Annotated in this window: 23 protein-coding genes; 3 read left to right on the forward strand and 20 right to left on the reverse strand. The window is 65.3% G+C overall.

The features are described from left to right. From pelF to NMQ14_RS09570, 14 genes are all read right to left on the reverse strand, one after another. A partial coding sequence (pelF, locus tag NMQ14_RS09505; protein ID WP_257095527.1) for a GT4 family glycosyltransferase PelF occupies positions 1 to 939 on the reverse strand: 939 nt, incomplete at its 3' end. After that, positions 936 to 1,937, reverse strand: a complete 1,002-nt coding sequence (locus NMQ14_RS09510; RefSeq protein ID WP_257095529.1) for a hypothetical protein — start codon at positions 1,935 to 1,937, stop codon at positions 936 to 938. The genes NMQ14_RS09510 and pelF, both read right to left, overlap by 4 nt. Beyond that, positions 1,927 to 3,315 carry a PelD GGDEF domain-containing protein gene (locus NMQ14_RS09515; RefSeq protein WP_257095532.1) on the reverse strand — a complete coding sequence of 463 codons (1,389 nt, stop codon included), beginning with the start codon at positions 3,313 to 3,315 and terminating at the stop codon, positions 1,927 to 1,929. Before NMQ14_RS09515 ends, NMQ14_RS09510 begins: the two co-directional genes overlap by 11 nt. Continuing rightward, entirely contained in the window at positions 3,316 to 3,843 is a 528-nt protein-coding gene (locus NMQ14_RS09520; RefSeq protein WP_257095534.1) for a penicillin-binding protein activator LpoB, read from the reverse strand. 31 nt (positions 3,844 to 3,874) lie between these two features. Further along, positions 3,875 to 7,588, reverse strand: coding sequence for a tetratricopeptide repeat protein (locus NMQ14_RS09525; protein ID WP_257095536.1), 3,714 nt, complete (start codon positions 7,586 to 7,588; stop codon positions 3,875 to 3,877). Further along, positions 7,551 to 10,292, reverse strand: a complete 2,742-nt coding sequence (locus NMQ14_RS09530) for a bifunctional glycoside hydrolase 114/ polysaccharide deacetylase family protein (protein ID WP_257095538.1) — start codon at positions 10,290 to 10,292, stop codon at positions 7,551 to 7,553. Before NMQ14_RS09530 ends, NMQ14_RS09525 begins: the two co-directional genes overlap by 38 nt. 285 nt (positions 10,293 to 10,577) lie before the next feature. Continuing rightward, a complete protein-coding gene (locus tag NMQ14_RS09535; protein ID WP_069039805.1) occupies positions 10,578 to 11,309 on the reverse strand; it encodes a proteasome-type protease in 732 nt (243 codons plus the stop codon). Between the two features lie 99 nt (positions 11,310 to 11,408). Then, entirely contained in the window at positions 11,409 to 12,221 is an 813-nt protein-coding gene (locus NMQ14_RS09540; protein WP_257095544.1) for a transglutaminase family protein, read from the reverse strand. 100 nt (positions 12,222 to 12,321) lie between these two features. Next, complete coding sequence (locus NMQ14_RS09545; protein ID WP_257095546.1) at positions 12,322 to 13,272, reverse strand: alpha-E domain-containing protein; 951 nt, start codon at positions 13,270 to 13,272, stop codon at positions 12,322 to 12,324. A gap of 196 nt (positions 13,273 to 13,468) precedes the next feature. Next, entirely contained in the window at positions 13,469 to 14,890 is a 1,422-nt protein-coding gene (locus NMQ14_RS09550) for a circularly permuted type 2 ATP-grasp protein (protein WP_257095547.1), read from the reverse strand. Between the two features lie 222 nt (positions 14,891 to 15,112). Continuing rightward, complete coding sequence (gene bktB / locus NMQ14_RS09555) at positions 15,113 to 16,300, reverse strand: beta-ketothiolase BktB (protein ID WP_257079956.1); 1,188 nt, start codon at positions 16,298 to 16,300, stop codon at positions 15,113 to 15,115. A gap of 43 nt (positions 16,301 to 16,343) precedes the next feature. After that, positions 16,344 to 17,270: a CobD/CbiB family protein gene (locus tag NMQ14_RS09560; RefSeq protein WP_257095548.1), complete on the reverse strand. Its 927-nt coding sequence runs from the start codon at positions 17,268 to 17,270 to the stop codon at positions 16,344 to 16,346. A gap of 99 nt (positions 17,271 to 17,369) precedes the next feature. Next, complete coding sequence (locus tag NMQ14_RS09565; RefSeq protein ID WP_257095549.1) at positions 17,370 to 17,984, reverse strand: CoA pyrophosphatase; 615 nt, start codon at positions 17,982 to 17,984, stop codon at positions 17,370 to 17,372. Then, complete coding sequence (locus NMQ14_RS09570) at positions 17,984 to 18,640, reverse strand: TIGR02281 family clan AA aspartic protease (protein WP_257095550.1); 657 nt, start codon at positions 18,638 to 18,640, stop codon at positions 17,984 to 17,986. Before NMQ14_RS09570 ends, NMQ14_RS09565 begins: the two co-directional genes overlap by 1 nt. On the opposite strand from NMQ14_RS09570, the gene NMQ14_RS09575 reads away from it, so the two are divergent. Next, entirely contained in the window at positions 18,630 to 19,334 is a 705-nt protein-coding gene (locus NMQ14_RS09575; RefSeq protein WP_257095551.1) for a type 1 glutamine amidotransferase, read from the forward strand. The two genes, NMQ14_RS09570 and NMQ14_RS09575, sit on opposite strands and share 11 nt — an antisense overlap. A gap of 36 nt (positions 19,335 to 19,370) precedes the next feature. Here the strand turns inward: NMQ14_RS09575 and NMQ14_RS09580 are convergent, their stop codons facing one another. The 5 genes from NMQ14_RS09580 to NMQ14_RS09600 are packed head-to-tail and all read right to left on the reverse strand — an operon-like array spanning position 19,371 to position 23,601. Continuing rightward, positions 19,371 to 19,856, reverse strand: coding sequence for a YajQ family cyclic di-GMP-binding protein (locus NMQ14_RS09580; RefSeq protein WP_069039796.1), 486 nt, complete (start codon positions 19,854 to 19,856; stop codon positions 19,371 to 19,373). A 24-nt stretch (positions 19,857 to 19,880) separates the two neighbouring features. Continuing rightward, the gene (locus NMQ14_RS09585) at positions 19,881 to 20,195 is read right to left on the reverse strand and encodes a pyrimidine/purine nucleoside phosphorylase (protein WP_257095552.1); all 315 of its coding nucleotides are present in this window, start codon (positions 20,193 to 20,195) and stop codon (positions 19,881 to 19,883) included. Between the two features lie 18 nt (positions 20,196 to 20,213). Beyond that, positions 20,214 to 21,452, reverse strand: a complete 1,239-nt coding sequence (locus tag NMQ14_RS09590; RefSeq protein WP_257079963.1) for an argininosuccinate synthase — start codon at positions 21,450 to 21,452, stop codon at positions 20,214 to 20,216. A gap of 35 nt (positions 21,453 to 21,487) precedes the next feature. Further along, positions 21,488 to 22,411, reverse strand: coding sequence for an ornithine carbamoyltransferase (argF, locus tag NMQ14_RS09595; protein WP_257095553.1), 924 nt, complete (start codon positions 22,409 to 22,411; stop codon positions 21,488 to 21,490). 2 nt (positions 22,412 to 22,413) lie between these two features. Then, positions 22,414 to 23,601: an acetylornithine transaminase gene (locus tag NMQ14_RS09600; RefSeq protein WP_257095555.1), complete on the reverse strand. Its 1,188-nt coding sequence runs from the start codon at positions 23,599 to 23,601 to the stop codon at positions 22,414 to 22,416. Positions 23,602 to 24,179: 578 nt separating this feature from the next. Between NMQ14_RS09600 and NMQ14_RS09605 the strand changes: the two genes are divergently transcribed. Then, positions 24,180 to 24,650 (forward strand): DUF3579 domain-containing protein, encoded by a 471-nt coding sequence (locus NMQ14_RS09605; RefSeq protein WP_257095557.1) that lies wholly within the window; start codon positions 24,180 to 24,182, stop codon positions 24,648 to 24,650. A 194-nt stretch (positions 24,651 to 24,844) separates the two neighbouring features. On the opposite strand, the gene rpsT is transcribed toward NMQ14_RS09605, so the two are convergent. Then, on the reverse strand, positions 24,845 to 25,117 hold the full coding sequence (gene rpsT / locus NMQ14_RS09610; RefSeq protein ID WP_257080127.1) for a 30S ribosomal protein S20: 273 nt from the start codon (positions 25,115 to 25,117) through the stop codon (positions 24,845 to 24,847). Between the two features lie 141 nt (positions 25,118 to 25,258). On the opposite strand from rpsT, the gene murJ reads away from it, so the two are divergent. Next, the gene (murJ, locus tag NMQ14_RS09615) at positions 25,259 to 26,797 is read left to right on the forward strand and encodes a murein biosynthesis integral membrane protein MurJ (protein ID WP_257095559.1); all 1,539 of its coding nucleotides are present in this window, start codon (positions 25,259 to 25,261) and stop codon (positions 26,795 to 26,797) included. The last annotated feature ends 12 nt before the right edge of the window (positions 26,798 to 26,809 follow it).

A 26,809-nucleotide genomic window follows, 5' to 3' on the forward strand; every position in this document is an offset into this window, starting at 1 on the left:
GGGCCGCTGCGCGCGCAGCGGCGCCAGCTTCTGGATCGCCACGCCATTCGGAATGTTGCGCGTGCGCGCGGCGTCGGCCCCGTCGGCGACCTGGCGCAGGCGGTTGATCTCATACAGCGCGATGATGGGGTCGGCCGCGCCATAGGTCAGCCGGCCCAGCCATTCGAAAAAGCGTATCCACAGCTGACGGAAATAGCTCAGTTCGGACGCGTCCTTCTGGAACACGTTGCGGTTGTCCCGTATCCACTCGTTCTGATACAGGTCGATCTTGCGTTCCTTGGTATAGATGCCGTGCTCCGACAGCACCAGCGGCCGGCCGGTCGATTGCGCCAGCATGGCGCCGAGGAAGCCGGCGTATCCGGTCGATACGCTGTGATAGACCTTCGCCGGAATCAGCCCGTGCGCGACGCGCGCGAGCTGCCACAGCGGCTGGTGCATGATGCGCACAGTCCAGAAGTAGTCGACGAAGCTGGGGTCGCTGCAGTACTTGCGATAACGGTCGGTCACGATGTCCCACGAGGCTTCGCTGCGCAGGAAGTCGTCGAGGCTGACCCGGCCGCCCGGACTGATTTCACGGCACGCCGCACCGAACAGGTCGAGCGCGTCACCACCGCTGCGGAAGGTGTCGTGCAGGGCGGCCATGCGGGCGAAGCCTTCGGCGTCGCCCGCCATGCCGGTCTTGCGGTCGTGTGCGCTGGCGCTGCCCAGGTCGTCGTGCAGGTAGTGGGTTTCGATGTGCTTCACGTTGTCCGGCAGCGTGTAGCGCATGTCGCCGTAATCGCTGCGCCGGCTGCCGATGAACACCACGGCGAACGTGAGGTCGGGGAAGGCGCGGATGATCTGGTTCACCCAGCTCGACACGCCACCCGACACGTACGGAAACGTGCCTTCGAGCAGCAGCGCCACATCGACGCCCGCCGGTTTGATCAGCTCTGTCATGCGTGCCCCCAGAATCGCAGTACCGGCTGCAGGCGCGAAAGGCCCTCCCAGTCCTGCATGCTCGCCAGCAGGGTTTTCACCCGCGCGTAATCGCGCCGGGCGAACGCCAGTTCGGCCAGATAGGGCACCACGCGCGACGCCGGCAGGCCCAGTTCTCGCGCGCGCCGGTAGGCGGCGTCGGCTTCGTCGAAGCGTTGCAGCTGCTGCAGCAGGCGACCGTGCTGCAGGTGCAGCGCCGGATCGTCGGTCAGTCCCTGCAGCGCGGTTTCGGTGTGGCGCAGCGCTTCACCGACCGCGTAGTCCAGCAGGTCGCCCTGCACCAGCCCCTGATAGATGAGTTCCCAGTACAGCGCTGCAAGCTGATGCGCGACCGTGCTGCGTTCCACGACATCGCTGCTGGCCGCGAGGCGCTGGCGCGCCTCGTGGATGGAGGCGTTGAGCTGCTTCTCGCGTCCGTCGAGCAGGCCGTAGGCGAGCAGGCGCAGATCGTCTTCGGCGTCGCCCAGCAGTTCGCGCAGCACCGGCGAACCGATGCGCGACGGCGCATGCGACAGCGCCACCATCGCGCGCAGGCGCTGCGGCACCGGCGCACGCTCGTTTTTCAGGAACTGGCGCACGCCGGCCTGACGGAATCCGGCGGACGACTTTTCGCTGCTTTCGTGCGTGTCGAGATCGGGCAGACGCACCGCGGTGAAACGCTGCGGCGCACGCAGCCGCGGCAGCAGGTGGCGCAGCAGCGCACCAATGACCACTCCGACGAAGCCGAGCAGCGGTACGAAGAAGATGCAGCTGAACAGCAGCGCAAGCACGCTGGCACGCGGTTTCGATTGTCGCGCCGGGATCAGCAGGTAGACGGCCAGCGCAAGCAGGCCGCTGGCTGGCGCGTGAATCGCCAGATAGGCCAGCAATGCCTGATCGGCGTGCTCGACCAGAAGCATTGCCTGCAGGGCGCCAAGCTCGGTCAGCAGGGCCATCAGGCCGAATTTGCTAGCGCCCATGGCGACCTTTCAGCAGTCGTTCGAGCAACGTCAGCGGTTCGATCGTATCGATCAGGTTGATGCGGCTGCCGATGCCGCTCGCATCCAGCCCGCCGCTGCGGTGCTGCGCCAGCCAGGCATCGATGCGCGCGAGATAGCCTTCGACCGCCGCACTGCCGGCAAGCGGCATCAGCGTGATCAGTTGCGAGCCGGTGTCGCTGCGCACCAGCCAGACCACATCGAGCGAGCGCTGGATGCGGCTGATCTGGAGTGCCAGATCGTCTTCCGGCGCAGCGGCCGGAAAATCGAGCGTGACCAGCGCGCTGGCCACGCCGGATTCGACCCGCACGCGCCACATGCGCGCCAGTTCGAAGGCGAAGTCGGGCGGGCAGTCGGGGTGTACCGCGCGGATCGGTGCCGCCAGTTCGCTCGCCGACAGACCGTCGGCGTAGTAGCCGAGCAGCAGGTTGAGCATCTGCAGCGTTTCGTCGTGCAGCGCGAAGAACGGCATGCCTTCGACCACCAGCAGCGCGCACATGTCGCCCGCCATGTCGGTCAGCGGCGCAACGACCAGATAGCGCGAGCCGCTCAGCGCACGTTCTTCGTCGAGCGCGATGTGGGCGAGGCGACGTCGTTCGCAGGCATAGCCGACCAGCGGATCCGCCATGTCGATGTCGAACGGCGCACCCAGATGAACCGGTGCGGCGCCGTCCGCGTGGCCGTCCTGATCGATCTGCAGCAGCGCGGCACGTTCGATCTGGCAGTACTGGGACACCAGCCGCAGCAGTTCGGCCGCACCGGGCAGCGAAGTCCCCGCGGCCGGCGCCGACGCCAGACCGCGCAGACTGACCAGCGCATCGCGCATCGATACCGGGCGCGAAATGAGGTCCTGCTCCAGCCGGTCATGCGACAGGCGCAGCAGATAGTGCTGGTGCGTCAGGTATTCGAGCCGCTGTTCGAGATAGGCCTGCACGCTTTCGGCGCGTCGCACGCGGCCGCGCCACAGCGACGAAAACTCGCCGCTGATCATCACCGTGATCAGCCAGCCGAGGAAATACAGTTTGGGCAGTTCGCCCAGCGCCACGCCCAGCTCGCCGAACACGAACCAGGCGCCGAACACGATGGCACTGCCGACCAGACCCGGTATCGGCCCGTAGCGCAGCGCCACCAGCACCGGGCCCAGCCACACCCACGCGAACTGCGAACGCAGGAAGAACGGGTCAAGCGGATTGAGCCAGAACGCCAGTGCCAATGCCAGCACCGGCAGCACCAGGGTTTCGGTCAGCGCCGATGCGCCAGCCCCGGAGCCGGTCGGCGTGAAGCGGTCGATGATGCGCCGGATCAGCGGCTCATCGACGCGGCGGATGACCGGCTTCTCGCCGGGCGCGCGCGGATTCATTTACTTCAGGGCCGGCACGAGGAGCGACTTGATCAGTTCCTGCGCCACGCCGGACAGCGATTCGCGACTCCAGCCGCTCTTGCCTCCGACGCCGCTCCACACGACCTTGCCGCCGTCGATCTCGACGATCTGCAGCGCCACGCCCACCGCCGGTTCGCCATCGACACCGACCTTGTAGCGCCACTCGTCGACAGTGCCGGTGACCGCATAGCGCGCGCCCTGCTCCTTCGCCCAGTCCATCGCCTTGTCGGCGTCCTTCGGTTTGCCGGATTCGAACAGGTTGTCGTTCTGCAGGCTGACCGGGTAGCGCTTCAGGTTGGCCACGCCGAGCGAACGCAGCAGGCCTTCTGTGACGCTCTCGGCGCGCTGTCCGGCAAACGGCGTTTCGGTCGCGTTGGCGAACGGCAGCACCACCCAGGCGGCGCTCTTGTCGGCGCCGGAAGGCGGCGAGTGGTCGATGACGGCGCAACCGCCAAGCAGTGTGACAACGGCCAGCAGGCCCAGAGTGCGGTGGATCAGGCGGGTCATGGTGTATCTCCCTGTTCTAGAAAGGCGGCCATCAGAAGAACAGCCGGTAGTGAAGCGCAAATTCGGTGGTACGCGCGAACAGCCCGCCACCGCCCTTGTTCTGTCGCCAGGACAGCGAAAAATGATCGGTGCCGAGCACGCTGCCGGCCAGGCCGAGCGCCACGTCGTAACCGGCACCCGACACGCTGTTGTTGAGCACGCCGACCGAGCCGAAAGGCCGCAGCGCCTTGGTGTAGTCGCGCGCCAGCCGCACGTTGTGGGTCAGTCGCACGCCGTGCAGGTTGAAGCTTTGCGGCCGCAGCGCGGTGGCGTCGGACGCGCTGGCGAAGAACAGCCGGTTCTTGATGTCTACGGCACGCGCATCGGCAAGATCAATGTCGGACGGACTGAAGCGGTAGCCCGCCACATAGGCGCTGACTTCGAGATCGGGCAGTTCGGTCCGGATCGAGTGCACATATTCCGCCTGCCACAGCCGGCCGCGGCCGATGTCGAGATCGTTCTGCGCCTGATAGCGGTAGCGCGACAGCTGCAGACCGATGCGGTCGTAGCGCGACACGCGATAGGTGCCGCGCAGTTCGACCTGATCGCGCATGCCGGCGACGCGCAGGCCGAGATTTTCGGTGGCCGGCATGTTCAGGCCGATGCCCAGCGATCCGGACAGGCGCCGGTCGATGCGCTGTTCGCGCTCGATAGCGAACGGATGAATCGTTTCGAAGCCGTCGCGCTGACCGACGGTGATGCGGGTCACGCCATCGTCGTGCGCCCAGGCCAGCCGGCCGAGCAGGTATTCGCGTTCGTCGGGTACCGCCGAGTAGTCGACGTTGTCGCCGCGGCCGCGCGTGATCGAGCCGAATTCGACACTGAACCGCAGGTCGGGCGCGACACCGATGTCGAGTGTGGCCGACTGCTGGCGTTCGTCGATGCCGGCCAGTTCGCGCTGGGCGATGTCGAGGTCGAAGCGGTCGGCGTAGTCGAGCAGCGCGTCGCTCAGCTGCAGGTGCAGCGGCGCGTCATCGCGCTGCGCATCCATCGTTTCGAAGGCCGCCGTCTGGGCACGCCGCACGTCGCCGACCAGCCGCGCGCTGTTGACGCGGTCGTAGCGCGGCAGGCGTTCGTCCCACTGCTCGAGCAGCGCGCCCACCGCCGCGACGTCGCCCTGACCGAGCGCGGCGGTGATGTCGGCCCACAGCGGACGGTTCAGCGCGCGACCGTACTGGTGCCACAGAAAGCCGCGCACCGCCTCGTACTCGCCGTGATCGATGAACCATGACAGCGCCAGTTCCTTCGCCGCCGGCAGCCATTCGCCGTCGGGCGCGCGGTCGAGCCGCAGCACCTCGCGCAGCAGCGCATGCGAGGCGTCGCCCGGTTGCTGGGCACGCGCGAGTCGCACACGCGCCAGCCGCTGCAGTTGTGCGATGTCGTCGGCGGCGAGCACCCGCAGCTTCGGCCGCTCGGCGCGCCACAGCTGCTCGCGCAGCCGCCACGCGCGTTCGGTTTCCTGATTCTGTTCCAGCGCATCGGCGACATTCATCATCCACAGGAAGTCGCCGCGCTGCGCGCCGATGCGCGGCAGCAGATAGCGTTCGAGCGCAGTCTGCGGGCGCGACAGCGCCTGCCAGGACGCAGCCAGCGCGTCATGCAGCAAGGGTTCGCGCGACCATGACTGTTCATGGCGCGCCAGCAGTTCGCGCAGCGCCAGCGTGTCGTTGCCGTCGATGAACAGCCACAGCAGCGCGGAACGCACGTCGACCGAGCCCGGATCGATGGCCAGCGCCGCGCTGAAGTCGTCCAGCGCCTGCGCCTTGCGGCCGGCGGCCTGATGCCAGCGCGCGCGGATCTGCAGGAACAGCGGCAGCTGTTCGGCATCGCGCCGCTGGGCGTCCGACAATTCACCGATGATGCGGCCGATGTCCTGCGGCCGGCCGGTGAACACATAGAGATCCAGCGTACGCATGAGCCATACGCGATCGCCATGGAGGCGCCAGCCGCGCTCGGCTTCGCGCGCCGCCTGCAGCGGTGCGACATCCAGCAGCAGTTCGACCAGATCCTGCAGTTCGAACACCTCGGCATCGTCGAAGCGCGTGATGCGGGCCAGCGCGTCGCGCGCCCGGTCGTCGTCCTGCAGCAGTTGGGCCAGTGACGCATAGAGCCGCCAGTAATCGCGATCGGCATCGCCGGCTGCCGGGCGGACCGCTTCGAGCGCGGCCATCGCTTCATCGAAGCGGTTACGCGAGATCAGCAGCGCCGCCCGGCGCGACGTGCGGCGCACATCCGGCGTGGCGGAGGCATCGATGCGCGCCAGCGTGGCCAGCGCGAGCTCGATGTCGGCGGCGCGCTCGGCCAGATCGGCCAGCGCCACCAGCACCGGCTGCGGCGGGTTCGCCCCGCCCAGGCCCTGCAGGAATTCGATGCCCTCGCGCGGTCTGCCGAGCCGTTCAAAGGTGGCGATGATGGCGGTCAGCAGGCGGCTGTCGTTGGGCTGCCGTGCGATGCGGTGACGCAGGCCGGCCAGCAGGGCTTCGTCGTCGAGCAGGCCGGGGGCCAGCCGCAGCACCGCGTCCCACGCGTCCTCGCGGCCGGTGCGCCGGGCGATGACCAGCCACTGGTCGAGACCTTCCTGCGGCCTGCCGGCCCACTCCGACGACGTGGCCAGACGCTCGCGCCAGACCAGGCTGTCGGGCGCCTGACGCACCGCCGACGCGGCGACGCGCTGCGCGTCGTCGAGCTGGCGGTTGCCCAGAAAGGCCTCGAATCCGAGCGTGTAGATGCGGTCATCGAATGGCAGATCGGGCACGCCATTCGTCGCCACCCGCCAGGGCTGGGCATCGAAGCCGGACTGCGCCAGCAGCGTGCGGCGCCATTGCTGCTGCAGCGACAGCTTCAGCATGGCGCGGGCAAAGCGCGCCGCCGCGTCGGGGCGGTTGGCGGCGCGCGCCAGCGTGACCAGGTAGTACAGCACTTCGGTGTCGCCCGACAATTCACCCAGTTCGCGTTCGGCCGTTTCGAGCGCCAGTGCCAGCAGATCGCCCGACTGCAGGATGCGGATCGCCTGCAGATAAAGCTGACGACGCGTTGCGGCACCCGGTTCGGCGGCACGCAGCAGCAGCAGAATTTTCGCGGCGCTCTGGTATTCGCCATGGCCGAGCAGTTCCTTCGCCGCCTCGCGATAGATGCGCGGGTCAGGCCGCACACCTTCACGTGTGAAGCCCGAAAGCAGTTCCAGCGCCAGCACCGCCTGTCCCCAGGACAGCGCGCGTTCGACCAGCGCCATGCGGTTCTGGTCGGTCAGGCCATCGATCAGCACGGTGCGGCGCAACTTTTCGGGCAGGGCCGCCTCGAGTTCGGCGCGCCGCGCAGAACCCGGCTGGCTGGCCAGCAGCTCGCTTTCGAACACCGTCCATTCGACCCAGCGCGCCTCGGTGCCCGCGGCGCCGGCTGGCGTGCCGGACAACAACGGCGCCAGCGCAAGGCGCGCACCGTCGTAGTCGCGCCGCGCCAGCGCCTGTCGCACCAGCGCCAGCCGCAGTTCGGGATTGTCGGGATCGGTGCGCAAAAGATTGCGCAGATAGGCGATGGTCAGCGTGTCGCCACGGGTCGCGTTCAGCGTGTATTGCACCAGTTCGCGATACGGATAGAGCACGACCAGCAGCAGCGCCACCAGCAGCGCGATGCCCAGCAGCACATGCGGCGCGACCAGCCGCGGCCGCTCAAGCGAGGCGGCAGCGTAACTCGATCGTCGCAGCATGCGCGGTCAGCCTGAAGTGTGAAAGTCCCGCGTCGCGACGGAAGGGCTTGAGCGCCTTGCCGTCCGCGCTGGCGGTGCAGTGGTCGATGTTCGCAAGCGCGAATTCAAGAGGAACGTGAGCGCGCAGGTCCAGCACCAGCCGGTCTGCATCGCGCGTCATCGCGGCGATGCGGCCGTTGCTGCTCGACAGCGCGGGCGCCGCCGGCGCCGCCGGGAGCAGACCGAAGCTCGCCTGATCGGCGGCCAGATGCAGATAGCGGCCTTCCGGTCCGGCGTTGAAGCCCGCCACAGCGGACGCTGCAGCGAGATCCGGATAACCCAGTTCGGCCGGCAGGCGCAGCGTGCGCAGATGCGACGCATTGCGCACCAGGTAGCGCTGGCCATCGAGCGAACGCGCCAGCACCAGGTCGTTGAAGTTCATCGCAATGCGCACGTACTCGCTCGGAAACACCGGGTGGATCTCCTGCGCCAGCGCGTGGCGATACACCTTGTGCAGCGCGTCGAGCGCCGCTCGCTTGCTGGCCGAATACGTGTGGTAGTAGATGTTGATCGGCTTCAGGCGGCGCGGCGCACCCGTGTAGTCGAAGGTTTCGATGACGCGCTCGAAGCCGTAGAACGGGCCGGTCCACAAATTCGTGTAGACGTTCTCGTTCATGATCGGCGCATACACATGGAAGCGCCGCCCCTGCCAGGAGCCCAGCGCGGACACCGCGGCCAGACTGGCGTAGTTGCGGGTGGCCACCGTGAAGCCGCCGTTCATCTGCACCATGCCGGCGGCGTCGACGATGTCCAGCGCAGCTTCGGTCGGCGACGCATCGCCGGTCCACAACATCAGCCCGACCGGTTTGCCGGGCGGTGCCAGACGGCTGCGAATGTACTCGCTCGAACCCAGAATCTCGCGCTGCAGGCTGGGGACATAGCCCTTGGGCGCCAGTGAATAGCCCTGCAGCGACTCGCGCACTTCACCGCGCTCGACGCTGTCCCAGAAGAACGGATGCGTATAGCTGTGCGACGCGATTTCGACGTGCGGCAGCGCGAACATGCGACGCGCCACGTCTTCCATCAGCGGCGACTCTTTCGGATACGCGCCCTGCGGGCTGGTTTCGACCTCGATGACCGACATCGCATGCGGCACCGCGTAGCGCTTGAGCACATCGTCGAGCAGCACTTCCGCGGCCAGACGGCGGCCCGGCATTTCGGCGCGCGACGGAAAGCCGTCGCCATCGATGTGGGCGAAGAACATGCGGCGTCCGGCGGCCGTCGTGGTGTCTGCGACGGGCAGCGCAGGCAGCGCCAGCGCCTGACGGAGGAAGGCAAAGGGTTCAACGATCCAGCGCGACTGCTCGTCCTCGCCCGGGAGTACGCGCACCACGAAAGGATTCAGCACGTAGCCGCCCCACCCGGTGAGGGCGGCCGCGTCGTAGTGCGTACCGTTCGCGTCCGACAGGCGCAGCAGCGTCCGTGCGCCAGGCGCCGACACCCTTATCGGCTCGACGCCCCGTCGCTCCGGAAGCGCCGGCGACTCGTAGCCGATCAGCGCATCGGCACTGACGACCTTCAGCGCACCCTTCGGTGGGGCCGCGTCGTCGAGCCCTGCGGCGCGAACGAAGCTGCCAGCCGGCTGGAACCCGAAGCTGCCGAATACTGCAACCCGCGTGCCGTCGGCGATGCGTGCAGCCAGCCAGTTCGACAGCGCGCCGGCGCGATCCGGCGACACATAGCCGTCGAACCAGGCGACGACGCCAGCGTAGTCGCCGGCGGACACCACCTCCGGCAGACTGCCGTTGACGTCGACATACTCGGCCACATAGCCCAGATGATTGACCGGCATTTCGGCGTAGCGGTGTGCATTCGACGCATTGATGCGCGACGACTCCCGACTGTTGTAGAGGAACATCACCTTGCGCGGAAGCACCTCGATCAGGCCGATGCCGGTGGTTTCGAGCGCGGCATCGGTGACGTAGGGCACGATGCCGTGCGACAGGATGCGTTGGGCGGTCGCGCGCGCCAGCGAGCGGGCGGTCGGCGCCACGTAGTCGATCGCCAGCACCGTGGCGCCGTACTGGTCGCGTGCCGCGACCAGTTGGCCAAGCAGCCAGTCTCGATCCGCCTGAGACACCTCGACATAGCGCTTCTTCTTCGCGTCCCAGCCGCGATAGAGGGATTCGGCCGCCACGGCAAATATCTCGCCCCGCAGCGCAGGCAGCAGTTCGAAGCCGCGGTTCATGATGAGACGGATGCCCGGAAAGCGCGTGCGCATCAGGCGGATCACCGCCACCAGACCGGCCTGCTGCGCCACCACGTCTGCGTTCTTCACCAGGTGATAGGAATCGAGCGTGTCCAGAAAGAAGCCGCGGTAGCCGCGCGCCCACAGCGGTGCAATGACCTGTTCGGCGAAAAAGGCCGGCCAGTCCGGCTGCGCCTGATCGATCACGATGGACTGCCAGTCGGTATTGCTGCCGATGCGCCACGGCGCCGGGATGCGCGAGGCGTAGCCGCGCGACGGATGCACTTCGCCGACGCTGACATAGGCGAACAGTTCGCTGCCGGCACCTTCAGCCTTGCCGGCACGGTAGGCGACAGGGTCGAAACCGTGGTCAGGCTCGACCACCGCAATGTCGAACGCCTTCAGAGAGGCCAGTGGCGCCTGCTTGCCGTAGTGCAGCGCAATGGAAGGAAGGTCGGCTGCGCGCGCTGCCGTCACGCATGCGAAGCCTGAAGCGACCAGACACAGCAGGACGTACAGAACACCTCGCAACCCCCGGGGCATCAGGGTACGCGGCGTGACGCACACATCGATTGCGCGTGCGCAATGCCAGTCGGCTTGAGCAGACATGCTCCAGACAGGTTCGTGGTTGGAATCCGGATTAACGACGGCCTCGGGGGAACCTTTAGCTTTGCGGGCGCGCCGGCGGAAATGCCCGAAAAGACAACGGGCCCGTGCGGTGCAACGCGCGATTCGCCGCGCCGCACCGGTCCCCGAGCGACATCAGCCGGGTATCCAGTCAGGCGAGGGCAGCGCGTGGAAAGCCTCGCGCAGGCTTTCACCCCAGCGGCTGCGGATCATTTCGAAGTAGGCGTTGTCGGCGTCGATGCGCAGGCTGGAGCACACCTTGAGCCCGTCGCGCCGCAACACCAGCAGGTCGAGCGGCAGTCCGACCGACAGGTTGGACCGTATGGTCGAATCCATCGATATCAGCGCGCACTTGGCCGCATCGTCGAGCAGGGTTTCCGGGCGGATGACGCGGTCGATGATGGGCTTGCCGTACTTGGCCTCGCCGATCTGGAAGTAAGGCGTATCGCGTGTCGCCTCGATGAAATTGCCGGCCGAGTAGATCTGGAACAGCCGCGGCACCTCACCCAGGATCTGACCGCCGAGGATGAAGGACGCGTTGAATTCGATGCCGAACTCCTGCAGGGCATCGGCGTCGCGCGCATACACCTCGCGCAGGCAGTCGCCGACATGGCGGGCCGCTTCGAACAGGTTCGCCACGGTATGCAGATTAGGGCCGTCGGTGGCCAGGCGCTCGCGCAACAGGCTCACCAGCGTCTGCGTGACCGCAAGATTGCCCGCGCTCATCAGCACGAGCACGCGCTCACCCGTCCGCTCGAACACATTCATCTTGCGGAAGGTATTGATGTGATCGACCCCCGCATTGGTGCGCGAATCGGACAGGCAAACCAGCCCGGCGTCGAGCAGCATGCCCACGCAGTAAGTCATGGCAGAAATTCCGGCAGGTGTGAAAGAGGAATGTTATCCGTGTCGGCGGGCCTGTGCGCAGTCCGGCCCGAAAAGCCACAGCCGGGCGAGCCCGCCCGCTCAGTGGCGGTGTACGGACACCCGCGTCACCGTCATCACGGCATGGTCAGCCGTGTCGCTCAGACGCACCGGGCAGGCGTCCAGATGATCGCGACCGACCGCCAGCCGGCAATAGCCCTGCCCGGCCAGCGACCGTTCGAGCACATCGACACTGACCCAGCCGGCTTCGCCACCGGCAGCCGGGCCGCTGGCCAGCCAGACATCGACCCAGGTGTGCGGCGCCGCCCATTCCCCGGCAGCATCGACCAGATAGCCGCTGACGAACCGCGCCGGCAGGCCGGCGGCACGACAGCAGGCGATGAAGGCATGCGCGATGTCGGCGCCGCAGCCGCGCCCGGCTTCGAATGCACTGGCGGCACCGGCCGGCGGCACACATTCCGGCTGGTGGCGCACCGCACCGCATACCGCGCCGCTCAGATCGAGCAGTTCGCCCACGGTATCGCGTCGCGCGCGAAGATGGGTGGCCGCCATCGCATGGGCCTGCTCGTCGCTTTCCGTCAGGCGGCTGGTCGCCAGATAGGACAGGGGCGACAGCGTGCCCGCATCGCGCGGCATCCACGCCGCATCATCGGTCATGCGAACCGTCCCGCTGACCAGGATGGACAACTCGCTGTGCGGGCGGTCCAGTGTCAGCAGGTGGCCGACATTGCCATGCGCATCGATCGAGCGGCGTGCGCTGCCCGGCGCCTGAACCTTCCAGGCCAGTGCCCGCTGGGTCGAATCCTCGCGCGGCGTCAGTCGCAGTTGCTGGATGCTGTACTGCACCGGCCGCGTGTAGCGCAGCGTGGTTTCGTGGCGGATGTCGAGCAGCATGGTTATCTCCTCTGATTTCGGCAGACAGGTCGTCTCCGGCCCGCACCGGGCCGACTTGGCCCCCTCGGGGGACGGACGCAGCCACGCCCCCCAGGGGTGATCAGCTTGACGACATCGGCACCAGGAAGTCTTCGGACACCCGGTTGCCCAGATCGATGACACGTACGATGAACTGCGTCAGGTATTCGTGCAGGCCACGCGCAAAGACATCCTCGATGCGACCGAACTTCAGGCTGGCCTGCAATTCGCCGGCACGCCTTTCGGTTTCGCTCGAACGGTAGTTCGACAGCGCATTCAGGTTTTCAAACACCTCGACCATGCTGGTACGCAGCGAGCGCGGCATCTGGTCATTCAGGATCAGCAGTTCGGCAACCTTGACCGGCGTGATCAGGTCGCGGTAGACCTTGCGATACACCTCGAATGCGGACACCGAGCGCAGCAGCGCACTCCACTGGTAATAATCGGCGGCGGTATCGGGCGGTGCCGCGCCGTCGACCAGCATGTGGTACTTCACGTCGATGAAGCGCGCGGTCGCGTCGGCCCGTTCGAGGAAGGTGCCGAGGCGGATGAAGTGAAACGCCTCGTCGCGCAGCATGGTGCCCAGCGTGACGCCGCGCGACAGGTGCGAGCGGAACTTGACCCACTCGAAGAATTCACCGATTTCGCTGCCGGCGAGCTTCCAGCGCGGGTAGTCGCGCATCTTGAGCCAGGTGTCGTTGGTGGTTTCCCACATTTCCGACGTGATGGTGCCGCGTACCGCGTGGGCGTTTTCGCGCGCCATGCGCAGGCAGCTCATGATCGACGACGAATTCGTGCCGTCAAACACCATGAATTCGAGCACCGATTCCATCGTGGCTGCACTGTGCTTGGCGCGGAAAGCGTCTTCCAGACCGGTGATCGACAGTGTCGCCCCCCAGCCGGCATCGATGCCGCCTTCGGCCTGCGGCACCATCGACATGCGGTAGTTCACGTCCAGCATGCGGGCGACGTTTTCGGCGCGCTCGATGTAGCGCGCCATCCAGTAGAGGTGATCTGCGGTGCGGCTCAGCATGGTGACTCGATCCAGTTATCCGCATAGGAAAAATGCGACGCTTCCGCGCCGCCCGCAGGGCCGCCCCAAGGGCGAGCGCAGCCCCCTCGGCGGGGGTGAGGCAGGGGTTTCGCAGCACATGTGCTGCGCCTGCCGAACGGGCCGGCTGTGCAAAGCCGGCCCTGCGCGAAGGAAGTGAGCGTGGGGGCTTCCATTCTCAGACCTCCAGTATCCAGGTGTCCTTGGTGCCGCCGCCCTGCGACGAATTCACCACCAGCGAACCTTCACGCAGTGCCACGCGGGTCAGGCCGCCCGGCACCATGTTGATGTCCTTGCCCGACAGCACGAACGGGCGAAGGTCGATATGGCGCGGCGCGATGCCGGCATCGACGAAGGTCGGGCACGCGGACAGCGCGAGCGTGGGCTGGGCGATGTAGCGATCCGGCGTGTCGATGATGAGCTGCCGGAAGCGTTCGATCTCCTCCTTCGTGGCACGCGGGCCGATCAGCATGCCGTAGCCGCCTGCGCCGTGTGTCTCCTTGACGACCAGTTCGTCCAGATGGGACAGCACGTAAGCCAGATCGTCCGGCTTGCGGCACATGAAGGTCGGTACATTGTTCAGCAGCGGTTGTTCGCCAAGGTAGAAGCGGATCATGTCCGGCACATAGGGATAGATCGACTTGTCGTCAGCCACGCCGGTACCGATCGCATTGGCCAGCGTGACATGTCCGTCGCGATAGACCTGCAGCAGCCCCGGCACGCCAAGCATGGAATCGGGCCGGAAGGCGAGCGGGTCGAGGAAGTCGTCGTCGATGCGGCGGTAGATCACATCCACCCGCTGCGGTCCTTGCGTGGTGCGCATGTACAGGTGATCGTCGCGCACGAACAGGTCCTGCCCCTCGACCAGCTCGACGCCCATCTGCTGGGCGAGGAAGGCGTGTTCGAAGTAGGCCGAGTTGTAGGCGCCTGGCGTCAGCACGACTACCGTCGGATCGATGACCCCGGCCGGCGCGACCGCGCGCAGATTGGTCAGCAGCATGTCCGGATAGTGTTCGACCGGTGCCACGCGGTAGCGCGAGAAGAGCTCCGGGAACAGCCGCATCATCATGCGCCGGTCTTCCAGCATGTAGGACACGCCGGAGGGCACGCGCAGATTGTCTTCCAGCACGTAGAACTCGCCGGCACCGGCTCGCACCACGTCGACCCCGGCGATGTGGGCGTAGATGCCGCCGGGCACATCTACGCCCTGCATTTCCGGGCGGTACTGGCTGTTCGACAGGATCTGTTCGGCCGGCACGTGACCGGCCTTGATGATTTCCTGGTCGTGGTAGACGTCATTCAGGAACATGTTCAGCGCCTTGACCCGCTGGCGCAGACCGGCCGCGAGTTGCTTCCACTCCTGCGCCGGAATGATGCGCGGCACGATGTCAAACGGGATCAGGCGTTCCTTGCCGGACTCTTCGCCGTAGACGGCGAAGGTGATGCCGACGCGGTGAAAGACGAGATCGGCTTCGGCACGCTTCTGGGCAATGCGCTCGGGGGGCGTTTCCGCAAGCCACTTCTGATATCCGGCGTAGTGACTGCGCACCGTGCCGTCGGCACTGTTCATTTCGTCATAGATCGACGACGGATTTGCCATGATCGTGTTGTCTCGGTGGTGATGTGGCGCTTGTGCTGACTTCATCCGGAGCACAGCGAGAAATGTGCCATGCCCCAAAGCCGCGCCGATACTTGAAAACCCTTGCCTTGAGTGGGTTTTTGCACCACAACGGTGCGGCAACCGGATTCATCTGGTGCAGAGCCGCAAAACAAAACGCCCCGCAAGGTGCGGGGCGTTCCGGAGTGTTGAAGCGGCACGCGCTCAGATGCGTTCGATGATGCCGGCAATGCCTTGCCCGCCGCCGATGCACATCGTGATCAGGCCGTAGCGGCCGCCCGTGCGCTGCAGTTCGTACAGACACTTGACGGTCAGGACGGCGCCGGTGGCACCGACCGGATGGCCGAGGCCCACTGCACCGCCGTTGACGTTCACCTTGGCCGGATCAAGACCGAGTTCGCGCGTTACGCACATCGCCTGCACCGCAAACGCCTCATTCGATTCGATCACGTCGAGATCGGACGCCTTCAGGCCGGCGCGTGCGAGCGCCAGCTTGACGGCGGGAATCGGGCCCGTGCCCATGATGCTGGGCGCGACGCCGGCGACCGCATAGGACACCAGACGGGCCAGCGGCTTCGCACCGGCGCGCGCCGCGGCACCCGCTTCCATCATGACGATGGCGGCTGCGCCATCGTTGATGCCCGAGGCGTTGCCGGCCGTCACCGAGCCGTCCTTCTTGAACACCGGGCGCAGCTTTGCCATGCCTTCGATCGTGGCGTCACGACGGAAATGTTCGTCGGTGTCGATGACCGTCGTACCCTTCTTGGTCTGCACTTCAAGCGGCGCAATCTGCGACTTGAAATGGCCGGCATCGGTTGCCGCAGCCGCGCGGCGGTGCGACTCGACGGCGAAAGCGTCCTGATCTTCACGACCGAAACCGAACTGGCTGGCGATGTTCTCGGCCGTGATGCCCATGTGCGTCGTTTCGAACGGATCGGTCAGTGCGCCGACCATCATGTCGATCATCTTGGTGTCGTTCATGCGGGCGCCCCAGCGCGCAGCCGGCATCAGGTAGCCACCGCGACTCATGGTTTCGACGCCACCGCCGACCGCACATTCGGCGTCGCCCAGCTGGATGGCGTTGGCGGCCGACACGATGGCCTGGAAGCCGGAACCGCACAGGCGGTTGACGCCCATTGCGCAGGATTCCTGGGCCATGCCGGCATTGAGTGCGACAACGCGCGACACATACATGTCACGCGCTTCGGTGTGGATCACGTTGCCGAACACCAGATGCTGTGCTTCCTTGGCATCGACACCGGCGCGCGCAAAGGCGGCCTTGACGACGTGCGCGCCCAGATCACATGCCGTGAAATCCTTCAGCGAACCGCCGTAGGCACCGATCGGCGTACGCGCTGCACCCACGATCACCACTTCTCTCTTGTCAGCCATCGCCACAACCTCCCTTGAAATCAGTTTCCGAACACGTTTCGAATCAGTTTCCGATATAGCCGGCCAGTGTCAGCAAGCCAAGCAGGATCAGACAAAACACCAGTGTGCGCCAGACCAGCCCAATCGCGCTTTGCATCAGATCAACATCGGCGTCATTGCCCATGCCCAGTTCGGGCCGGTCAGCCACCTCCCCAAGCTCGAACAGCGGCGCACCGAGCTTGACGCCCAGTGCGCCGGCCCCACTGGCCAGCAGGATGCCGGCCGCCTGTTCAGGCCACCTTGCCGCCTGCGTACGCCAGCAATGCACCGCATCCTCGAAATCGCCGACGATGGCGAACGTGGCGGCGGTCATGCGCACGGGTACCCAGTCCAGCCATTCGTACATGCGACGCGCAAAGCGGCCGAATGCACCGAATTCGATGTTTTCCCGCCGCGCCCACGACCACGACAGGCGTTCCGTCAGGCGATACAGCAGCGGTCCGGTCGGCCCGGGCAGCAGTGCGAACAGCGCAAGCGGCGCCAGCACGTGCCGGTGCGCCGCGAGGATGCCCTGCTCGATGGACAGCCGGGCGATTTCCTCGGTCTTCAGACGATCGGTATTGCGTTGCAGCCAGTCCGACAGCTCGCGCCGCGCCGTGTCCGGATCGTCGGCGCGCAGGGCATCGGCTATCGCCTCGAAATGATGGCTGAACTGGCGGAAACCCATGGTGACGTACAGCACCAGCACGTTGAGCGCCCAACCGAGCAAGGGGTTGATCCACACCAGCACGAGGTACAGACACCACACCGCGAACACCGGCAGGCCGACTGCGAGCACCCAGGCGATCACGCCATGCCGGACTTCACCGGCATTGAGCCGCTGTTCGAACCAGAAAGCGTAGCGGGCAAGCGGCCCCGCCACTACGCGTTCGTAGGACAGCGGTTTGTATTGCTCGATCAGGAGTGCGACGAAGAGGGACAGCCAAGTCATGAAGAAGCGTCAGTTGCCGTGCCAGCCTGCGGACGATAGCACACCGCGGAATCCGGCGCCGGGCGGGCGTCCGCGGCCAGATGTCAACACAGCCCGTTGTCACCGCCGCAGTGGAGGATCGGCGAGCAGGTGCTCGGCGAAACTGACGATCATCCCGGCAGTCGCACCCCAGATGTCGTAGCCCTGCCAGGGCATGGCCCAGTACTCACGCATCACGCCTTCGTGCTCGATGCGGCCGCGCGTGCGGTTCGACGGATCGATCAGGAAGGACAGCGGCGTTTCGAAGGCTTCGGCGACCTCGAACGGATCGAGCCGCAGCACAAGCGGTGCATGCAGAAGGCCGACCACCGGCGTCACGCGGAATCCGCTCGCCGTGATGAAGTAGTCGGGCAGGCGGCCGATCAGTTCGACCTGTCCGGCCGCCAGACCGATTTCTTCCTGCGCCTCGCGCAGCGCGGTGGCTTCGGGCGACACATCACCCGGGTCGACCCGCCCCCCCGGGAAGGCGATCTGTCCCGGGTGATCATAAAGATGAGCGCTGCGTCGGGTCAGCAGCAAGGTCGGCTCGGCACCGCCGATGACCACCGGCACCAGCACGGCGGCGGGGGTGAAGCCGGCGAAGCGCTCGTCGATCGGGCACGGCTGCAGCGCATGCAGGCGACTGCGCAAGCCGTGTGGATCAAAACCGGCGGACGACAGCACGGGCGTGTCCATCAGAAGCGCTGCCTCAGCGTCATGATCTGGCCCGTGCGCTGCATGTCCATGCGGTTCAGAAAGCTCATGCCCAGCAGCACGTGCGGCATGTCGGCCTCCATCACCGCCGCGTCGACGTTGCTCAGCGTCACGCCGCCCAGTTTGACGCTGGCCAGCTTGACCCGCCAGGCGCGCACCACGCCATTGGCGGTCTGCACCACCATGACCGGCGCGGACGCGGTGCGGATATTGGCGCGCAGCGCGTCGCTGCGCCCGAGCGCAATGACCGTGGCACCGGTATCGAGCAGGAAGCGCACCGGTGTGCCGTTGATCGCACCATCGGACAGGAAGTGTCCCTGCGAATCGGCGTTCAGCTGGATGGCGACCGCCCCCGCATCGCTGCTGCGCGACGAGGCGACATTTTCGCCGATGCGCAGCAGCACGCGCCGGCCCTCGACTTCAACCCACGCGCGGTCGCGGTCGACCGACAACAGCCGGATGCCTTCCGGCGACCGGGCACCGACGGCCAGCGTGCGCGGCGCACCGCCATCGACCACCAGCACCGCCTTGCCACCGAACACGCCGGCCAGCGACAGGTCGACCGCCTGCGCGGAACAGGCCGCCAGCGACAGAAGCATCGCTAGAATGTACGCAGGAGGTCTATTGATGAAGCCCATTGCAGTTTTCCGTCACAGCCTGACCGAGGGGCCAGGACATATAGCAACATACATGAAAGGCATAGGTCGCGACATCAAGGTGGTCGCCATCGACCGCGGAGATGTCGTTCCGCACGATCCGACCGCGTTCGCCGGCCTGTGTTTCATGGGCGGCCCGATGAGTGTTAACGACCCGCTGCCCTGGATACCTGAGGTGCTGGCGCTGATCCGCCGCGCGATGGACGCCGACATCCCGGTCATCGGTCACTGTCTGGGCGGGCAGCTGATGTCGAAGGCGCTGGGTGGTACGGTGGGCGCCAATCCGGTCAAGGAGATCGGCTGGCGCGACGTGACGCTCAAAGGTGCGGCTGCGCGCGAGTGGTTCGGCGACCGGGAGCGATTCCTGTCGTTTCACTGGCACGGTGAAACCTTTTCGCTGCCGGACGGTGCCACCCATCTACTGGCGTCGGATGCCTGCACCCATCAGGCCTGGGCGATCGGCAAGCATCTGGCGATGCAGTGCCACATCGAAATGACCGAAGCGATGATCCGCGAGTGGTGTGTCGGCGGGCAGAAGGAAATCCGCGAAGCGTCGGCCCAGCCGACAGTGCAGTCGGCCGAAGGCATGCAGCAGGACATCGAAGCGCGCGTGGCGGCGCTGCACGCCGTCGCGGAAACCGCCTACGCGAAGTGGAGCGAAGGTCTGAAGGACTGAGCCGCGCCGCCGGCTGAGGACGCGGCCGCGCGCCGCTCAGTCGCGGAAATTGCCGAACTGCAGCGGGATGTCGGTTACCTGCTTGCGCAGCAGCGCGATCGCGTCCTGCAGCACGTCGCGCTTAGCGCCGGTCACGCGCACCTCTTCGCCCTGGATGCTGCCCTGTACCTTGAGCTTGCTGTCCTTGAGGATGCGCACGATCTTCTTGGCCGATTCGCTCTCGATGCCCACCTTGAGCTTGAGCTCCTGCTTCGACTTGTTGCCGCTGATCTTCTGCGCGTCGCCACGCTCGATCGAACGCACGTCGATGTTGCGCTTGGCGAACTTGGTGAGCAGCACGTCGTAGACCTGATCGAGCTTGAAGTCGTCGTCGGCGAACAGCGTCAGCAGCTTGTCGCCCTGCTCGACGCGCGCATCCGACCCCTTGAAGTCGAAGCGGTTGGCAATTTCCTTGTTCGCCTGATCGACCGCATTGCGCAGCTCGACCATGTCGATTTCGGAACTGATGTCGAAGGAAGGCATGCGTCGGTTCCCGGAAGTGTCCGCTCAGCCGAAGTGACAGACGTAGTGGTAAGGCTCGCCGGTGACCTCGATGTCGAATGACGAGTTGCCCGGCACATCGTAAGACTCGCCTGCGCCGTAGGTCTTCCACGCCGCCTCGCCCTTCAGGCGCACACGGCAGCTGCCTGCCACGCCTTCCATGATTTCCGGTGCGCCGGTATTGAAGGTGAGCGTGGCCGGCAGGATGACGCCGACCGACTTCTTCGTGCCGTCGGCGAACTGGATGCTGTGGCTGACGCACTTGCCGTCGAAATACACATTGGCCTTCTTGACGACGCTGATGTTGTCGAACTGGGACATGTTCTTTTCCTGTTGTGATTACTTGCCGCGCTTGATGGCCGCGTTGGCGGCGATACGCATGCGCAGCGCGTTGAGCTTGATGAAACCGGCCGCGTCCTTCTGGTCGTACGCACCGGCGTCGTCCTCGAAGGTGGCAATGGTCGGATCGAACAGCGAATCGGTCTTCGAATCGCGCGCGACGACGACGACATTGCCCTTGTATAGCTTCAGCCGCACCCAGCCATTGACCGATTGCTGCGTATGGTCGATCAGCGCCTGCAGCGCGCGGCGCTCCGGGCTCCACCAGTAACCGGTGTAGATGATGCTGGCGTAGCGCGGCATCAGGTCGTCCTTCAGATGGGCGACTTCGCGGTCCAGCGTGATCGACTCGATGGCGCGGTGGGCGCGCAGCAGGATGGTGCCGCCCGGTGTTTCATAGCAGCCGCGCGATTTCATGCCGACATAGCGGTTCTCGACCAGGTCGAGGCGGCCGATGCCGTGCTTGCCACCGATCTGGTTCAGCGAGGCCAGAAGCTCGTGCGCCTTCATGCGCGTGCCGTTGATGCTGACCAGATCGCCGCGCTCGAATTCGAGATCGAGGTATTCGGCTGCGTCCGGCGCCGCTTCCGGCGACACCGTCCAGCGCCACATCGACTCTTCGGCCTCGGCGGACGGATCTTCGAGATGACGGCCTTCGTAGCTGATGTGCAGCAGATTGGCGTCCATCGAATACGGCGAGCCACCCTGCTTGTGCTTCATTTCGATCGGTATGCCGTGCGTTTCGGCGTAGGCGAGCAGCTTTTCGCGCGACAGCAGATCCCACTCGCGCCACGGCGCGATCACCTTCACGTTCGGCATCAAGGCGTAGGCCCCCAGCTCGAAACGAACCTGGTCGTTGCCCTTGCCGGTCGCGCCGTGCGAAATGGCGGTGGCGCCTGTTTCGCGGGCGATGTCGATCAGGCGCTTGGCGATCAGCGGACGCGCAATCGAGGTACCGAGCAGGTATTCGCCTTCGTAGATCGTGTTGGCACGAAACATCGGAAACACGAAGTCGCGCACGAACTCCTCGCGCAGGTCGTCGATGTAGATGTTCTCCGGCTTGATGCCCAGCTTGATCGCCTTGGCGCGCGCCGGTTCGAGCTCTTCACCCTGGCCGAGATCGGCGGTGAAGGTCACGATTTCGCACTGGTACACATCCTGCAGCCACTTCAGGATGACCGAGGTGTCCAGGCCGCCCGAATAGGCCAGGACCACTTTCTTGATGTCGCCGCTACTCATCGTCTTCGTCTTTCGCTTTCAGTTGATTCGTTGATTCAGCTGCCGGACACGCGGCCCAGCAGCAGGAATTCCATCAGCGCCTTCTGCGCGTGCAGGCGGTTTTCGGCTTCTTCCCACACCACCGAATGCGGGCCGTCGATCACGTCTGCGCTGACCTCTTCGCCGCGATGTGCCGGCAGGCAGTGCATGAACAGCGAATCCGGCTTCGCGGCCTTCATCATGTCGGCGTCGACCTGCCAGTCGGCGAACGCCGCGGCGCGCGCCTCGTTCTCCGCTTCCCAGCCCATCGAGGTCCATACATCGGTGGTGAGCAGATCAGCGCCGCGCGCGGCGTCCATCGGGTCGGCGAAACACTCGTGATGATCGGTACCGACGCCGGCGCGCTCCGGTTCCACCTCGTAGCCGGGCGGCGTCGAAATGTTGAGCTTGAAGTCGAACAGCTCGGCCGCCTGCATCCAGGTGTGGCACATATTGTTCGAGTCACCGATCCACGCCACCGTGCGGCCGGATAGCTCGCCACGGTGCTCGATCCAGGTGTAGATGTCGGCCAGCACCTGACACGGGTGGTATTCGTTGGTCAGACCGTTGATGACCGGCACCCGAGAGTTGGCCGCAAAACGCTCGATGATGGTCTGTTCGAAGGTGCGGATCATGACCACGTCGCACATGCGCGAAATGACCTGCGCCGCGTCTTCCACCGGCTCGCCGCGTCCAAGCTGCGAGTCACGCGTATTCAGGTAGATGGCACTGCCACCCATCTGGTGCATGCCGGCTTCGAACGACAGCCGCGTGCGCGTGCTCTGCTTCTCGAAAATCATCACCAGCGTGCGGTCCTGCAGCGGCCAGTACTGTTCGTAGCGCTTGAACTTGTCCTTGATCCAGCGCGTGCGCGCGAACACGTAATCCAGTTCTTCGCGCGACAGGTCGGTGAGTTGCAGAAAGTGTCTGGGTCGGGTCATCGTCAGGCGGCGAGCTGGGCGCCCGCGAGAAAGTTGCGGATGAGGGGCGTCAGGCGCTGCACCAGTTCCTGGCTGTCGGCATCCGAATAGATCAGCGGCGGCACCAGACGGATGGTGCTCTCCGACGTGACGTTGATCAGCACGCCCGCTTCCAGCGCCTGCGCGACCAGCGCACCGCACGGCCGGTCAAGTTCGACACCGATCATCATGCCGACGCCACGAATGTCCTTCACGCCGGCGGTGTCGGCCAATGCCGTGCGGAAGGCGGCGCGGATCGCGTCGCCCTGACGCACGGCGTTTTCCATGAGGCCATCGCGCTCGATCACTTGCAGCGTGGTCAGCGCCGCGGCGCAGGCCAGCGGATTGCCGCCGAAGGTCGAGCCGTGCGTGCCGGGCTTGAACACACCAGCCGCCGGACCGCGCGCAAGGCAGGCACCGATCGGCACACCGGACCCCAGACCCTTGGCCAGCGTCATCACGTCCGGTTCGATACCCGCATGCTGAAAGGCAAACCAGCTGCCGGTGCGGCCGACGCCGCTCTGCACTTCGTCGACCATCATCAGCCACTGATGCTGGGAGCACAATTCGCGCAGTTCGCGCACGTAGGCCAGATCGGCCGGATGGATGCCGCCTTCGCCCTGGACCGGTTCGAACAGCACGGCCACCACATTGCGGTTGTGTTCGGCAATGGCCTTCACGGCGGCGATGTCACTGAACGGCACCCGGTAGAACCCCGGCGTCAGCGGCTCAAACCCGGCCTGCACCTTGCGGTTGCCGGTGGCCGACAGTGTGGCCAGCGTGCGTCCGTGAAAGGCGTGCTCCATGACGATAATGCCCGGCAGTTCGACGCCGCGCTGATGTCCATACAGGCGTGCCAGCTTGATCGCCGCCTCGTTCGCTTCGCAACCGGAATTGCAGAAGAACACCTCGTCCATGCCCGACAGCGCAGCCAGACGGTCCGACAGGTCTTCCTGCGCGGTCACCCGGTAGAGGTTCGAGCAATGGATCATTTCGGCGGCCTGGCGGGAAATCGCCTGCACCAGATCGGGGTGGCCGTGGCCCAGCGTATTGACTGCCACGCCCGCCATTGCGTCCAGATATTCGCGTCCGGCGTCGTCGAAAAGGCGGGCGCCCTTGCCGTGCGTGAAGGCGACCGGTTGCCGGCCGTATGTATTCATCAGATGCGTCATCGAAAGCTCCGCGACCGCGTGGCGAGTGTGCCGTCAGGCGCACTATGGAAAACGAAAAAAGCACGGCGGCTCGCGCCGCCGTGCTTGATCACGCTACGATTTTAGTGCAAAGCCGTCACGCTGTGTAGCGCCAGACCTTCATGTTGCGGCGCACATCGTCACTGCAGCGCAGCAACAGGCGCAGGTGATACATCGCTTCACGGCCCGCCCGAAGCCAGCTTCAGGACGCTAGCGCCTTGATCCGGAACTGATCATCAGCGTGTTCGACGCACCGACTTCAATCTGGCACAAAGCGTGCTAACACCGAGCAACCCATGTAGATCTGTTTCAGCTTGCGTTCGGCGTCGTCCGCCGACGTACCTGGAATGCTCAGGTTCTCCATCAATACGCCGCTGCGTGTGCGAATGCTGAATCCGAACCGCGCTACCGGAGATCGCACCGTCGAAGGCTTCGCTGCCTTGTGAGCGCGCATGGGTGAATTAAGCATAAATCGCAATCTCGTCATGGAGATAGCGCGAGTATAGAAACTAGTTGGTAACTTTACAATTCGTTCCGATTGTTTTTAAAGGATTTCTTGTTTGACTCACTTCGCTGCCAACGCACGCGTCTGTGGCTCGGGTCAAGAATTCCATCGCACAGGTCGTAAATCCGATATGAGCGCTCTACCGCACATTGACGCCACAGCTTTATCGATTGCCGATTCACCGGCAAACGAAGTCCTGTCGACACGCCATGCCGATGACGCGTTGCGCGAGGGGAGCCGCGCCCCGCGCAGTTTCACCATCATCGGCGCCACCGCGAATGGCAAGGCGTTTCGACCCAGCGACTGGTGCGACCGTCTGTGCGGCGTGATGTCGTCGTTCGGCAGCCAGCGCAAGATGCGCTACTCGCCGTTTGTGCGGCCGGGGTGCTGGATCACCGGGGAAAAGTGTGTTTTCGTCGATGCGCGGCTGTATGAGCTCGAACCGCTGGCTTACAACTTCCTGATGCACTTCGCGCGCGACAACGGCTTGCGCGTCGACTACCAGGTCAGCGACACGCTGCCCTGACGGGCATGGACGCAATCGGCCTGCGTCGTCCGGAATGCGGACGGAGAGCGAACGCGGGAATCCACGACAACGTATGAATTCCGGATCAATCATCCGGAAGACCTGCCCGACGCCTCAGACGGTTGCGCTTGAAAAGCTGCCGGAGAAAACAAAAAAGCCGACCCGAAGGTCGGCTTTTTCGTTCGTATCGAGTCTCAGGCCGCTGCGGCCATCGATTTAATCGCACCGGACAGGCGACTCTTGTGGCGCGCGGCCTTGTTCTTGTGAATGATGTTCTTGTCGGCGATGCTGTCGATCGTCGTCTGAGCTTTCAGGAAGATCGCCTGCGCGGCCTGCTTGTCGCCGGCGAGAATCGCCTTGCGGACGTTCTTGATCGCCGTGCGCAGTTCAGAGCGCTGGCTCGTGTTGTGATCGCGACGAACGTTTGCCTGACGGGCGCGCTTGCGTGCTTGTGCTGAATTGGCCATGTTGCGAATTCGTGTTCGGGAAAACACGCGAATATACATAAGCTCACAGTAGGGCGCAAGCCCCTGTTTGAGCTCCCGGCAGGCACGTTCGCGCTGCGCGCTCTGGTAAGGTGCGCGCTGACCCGGCATCGCCTTCTTTCGATGAATCTGCTCCGCGCACTCGCAACCGTCAGCAGCATGACACTGCTGTCGCGCATCCTCGGCTTCGTACGCGACTTCTTCATCGCACGTGCTTTTGGTGCGGGTGCCGCGACCGACGCCTTCTTCGTCGCGTTCCGCCTGCCCAATCTGTTGCGCCGCATGTTCGCCGAAGGTGCGTTTTCGCAGGCCTTCGTGCCCATTCTCGGCGAGTACCGCAATCGGCGCGGCACGGACGATACGCGGGCGCTGATCGATCGGGTGGCGACCCTGCTGGCGCTCATCGTCACTGGCGTGACGCTGCTCGGCATCCTCGGCGCACCTTGGCTGATCTACATATCCGCCCCGGGTTTCGCCGCCGACGCCGAAAAGTTCGACCTGACGGTCATGCTGACCCGCATCACCTTTCCCTACATCCTTTTCATGTCGCTGGTGGCCATGGCCGGCGGCGTGCTGAACACCTTCAGCCGTTTCGCAATACCGGCATTCACACCGGTGCTGCTGAATCTGAGCTTCATCGGCATGAGCCTGTTCGCGGCGCCCTTCTTCGATCCGCCGGTGCTGGCGCTTGCTTGGGCGGTATTCATCGGTGGCGTATTGCAGCTGGCGCTGCAGGTGCCGGCACTGATGCGCATCGGCATGCTGCCGCGCATCAGGCTCGATCTGCAGGACCCCGGCGTGCGGCGTGTCTTCAAGTTGATGCTGCCGGCCATCCTCGGCGTGTCGGTGTCGCAGATTTCATTGCTGATCAACACCATCTTCGCGTCCTTCCTGGAAAGCGGATCGGTGTCGTGGCTGTATTACGCCGATCGCCTGATGGAATTTCCGGCCGGTCTGCTCGGCGTGGCGCTGGGTACCATCCTGCTGCCGTCGCTGTCGCGCAGTCACGCCGACGGAAACACCGGTGAATTTTCCGGCCTGCTCGACTGGGGCCTGCGGCTGACCCTGATGCTCACGCTGCCTGCTGCACTGGCGCTCGCCCTGCTCGCCACGCCGCTGGTGGCCACGCTGTTCCACCATGGCCAGTTCACGGCGCACGATGTGCTGCAGACGCGCAACGCGCTGGTCGCCTACAGCGTCGGACTGACCGGGCTGATCCTGGTGAAAGTGCTCGCCCCCGGCTTCTATTCGCGCCAGGACATCCGCACGCCGGTGAAAATTGCGCTCGGGGTGCTGGTGCTGACGCAACTGATGAACCTCGCCTTCATCAAACCGCTGGCGCACGCCGGGCTGGCGTTGTCGATCGGTCTCGCATCGCTGGTCAACGCCGCGCTGCTGTATCGCGGCCTGCGGCGCATCGGCGCCTATCTGCCGGCACCCGGATGGGCCGCTTTCTGGCTGAAGATCCTGATCGCGCTGTCGGTCATGGGCTGCGTGCTTTACTTCAGCGCCGATCTGGCCGACGACTGGCTGCGCGCAGGTACGATGATGCGCATCCTGAACCTGGCCTGGATTGTTCTGGCGGGTGCGGGCAGCTATTTCGCCACGCTGTTTGCATTGGGTTTCCGGCTGCGCGATTTTTCGCGTCGCGCAACATCCTGACTGGAGGGCACG

Origin of the sequence: Methyloversatilis sp. XJ19-13 (assembly GCF_024580155.1) — a bacterium.
Classification (GTDB): domain Bacteria; phylum Pseudomonadota; class Gammaproteobacteria; order Burkholderiales; family Rhodocyclaceae; genus Methyloversatilis.

What these genes read in the sequence shown, in the direction of transcription:
- NMQ14_RS09510 (WP_257095529.1), bottom strand. Translation starts at nt 1,937, where the DNA reads ATGGGCGCTAGCAAATTCGGCCTGATGGCCCTGCTGACCGAGCTTGGC.
- NMQ14_RS09515 (WP_257095532.1), bottom strand. Translation starts at nt 3,315, where the DNA reads ATGAATCCGCGCGCGCCCGGCGAGAAGCCGGTCATCCGCCGCGTCGAT.
- NMQ14_RS09520 (WP_257095534.1), bottom strand. Translation starts at nt 3,843, where the DNA reads ATGACCCGCCTGATCCACCGCACTCTGGGCCTGCTGGCCGTTGTCACA.
- NMQ14_RS09525 (WP_257095536.1), bottom strand. Translation starts at nt 7,588, where the DNA reads ATGCTGCGACGATCGAGTTACGCTGCCGCCTCGCTTGAGCGGCCGCGG.
- NMQ14_RS09535 (WP_069039805.1), bottom strand. Translation starts at nt 11,309, where the DNA reads ATGACTTACTGCGTGGGCATGCTGCTCGACGCCGGGCTGGTTTGCCTG.
- NMQ14_RS09540 (WP_257095544.1), bottom strand. Translation starts at nt 12,221, where the DNA reads ATGCTGCTCGACATCCGCCACGAAACCACGCTGCGCTACACGCGGCCG.
- NMQ14_RS09545 (WP_257095546.1), bottom strand. Translation starts at nt 13,272, where the DNA reads ATGCTGAGCCGCACCGCAGATCACCTCTACTGGATGGCGCGCTACATC.
- NMQ14_RS09550 (WP_257095547.1), bottom strand. Translation starts at nt 14,890, where the DNA reads ATGGCAAATCCGTCGTCGATCTATGACGAAATGAACAGTGCCGACGGC.
- bktB (WP_257079956.1), bottom strand. Translation starts at nt 16,300, where the DNA reads ATGGCTGACAAGAGAGAAGTGGTGATCGTGGGTGCAGCGCGTACGCCG.
- NMQ14_RS09560 (WP_257095548.1), bottom strand. Translation starts at nt 17,270, where the DNA reads ATGACTTGGCTGTCCCTCTTCGTCGCACTCCTGATCGAGCAATACAAA.
- NMQ14_RS09565 (WP_257095549.1), bottom strand. Translation starts at nt 17,984, where the DNA reads ATGGACACGCCCGTGCTGTCGTCCGCCGGTTTTGATCCACACGGCTTG.
- NMQ14_RS09575 (WP_257095551.1), top strand. Translation starts at nt 18,630, where the DNA reads ATGAAGCCCATTGCAGTTTTCCGTCACAGCCTGACCGAGGGGCCAGGA.
- NMQ14_RS09570 (WP_257095550.1), bottom strand. Translation starts at nt 18,640, where the DNA reads ATGGGCTTCATCAATAGACCTCCTGCGTACATTCTAGCGATGCTTCTG.
- NMQ14_RS09580 (WP_069039796.1), bottom strand. Translation starts at nt 19,856, where the DNA reads ATGCCTTCCTTCGACATCAGTTCCGAAATCGACATGGTCGAGCTGCGC.
- NMQ14_RS09585 (WP_257095552.1), bottom strand. Translation starts at nt 20,195, where the DNA reads ATGTCCCAGTTCGACAACATCAGCGTCGTCAAGAAGGCCAATGTGTAT.
- NMQ14_RS09590 (WP_257079963.1), bottom strand. Translation starts at nt 21,452, where the DNA reads ATGAGTAGCGGCGACATCAAGAAAGTGGTCCTGGCCTATTCGGGCGGC.
- argF (WP_257095553.1), bottom strand. Translation starts at nt 22,411, where the DNA reads ATGACCCGACCCAGACACTTTCTGCAACTCACCGACCTGTCGCGCGAA.
- NMQ14_RS09600 (WP_257095555.1), bottom strand. Translation starts at nt 23,601, where the DNA reads ATGACGCATCTGATGAATACATACGGCCGGCAACCGGTCGCCTTCACG.
- rpsT (WP_257080127.1), bottom strand. Translation starts at nt 25,117, where the DNA reads ATGGCCAATTCAGCACAAGCACGCAAGCGCGCCCGTCAGGCAAACGTT.
- murJ (WP_257095559.1), top strand. Translation starts at nt 25,259, where the DNA reads ATGAATCTGCTCCGCGCACTCGCAACCGTCAGCAGCATGACACTGCTG.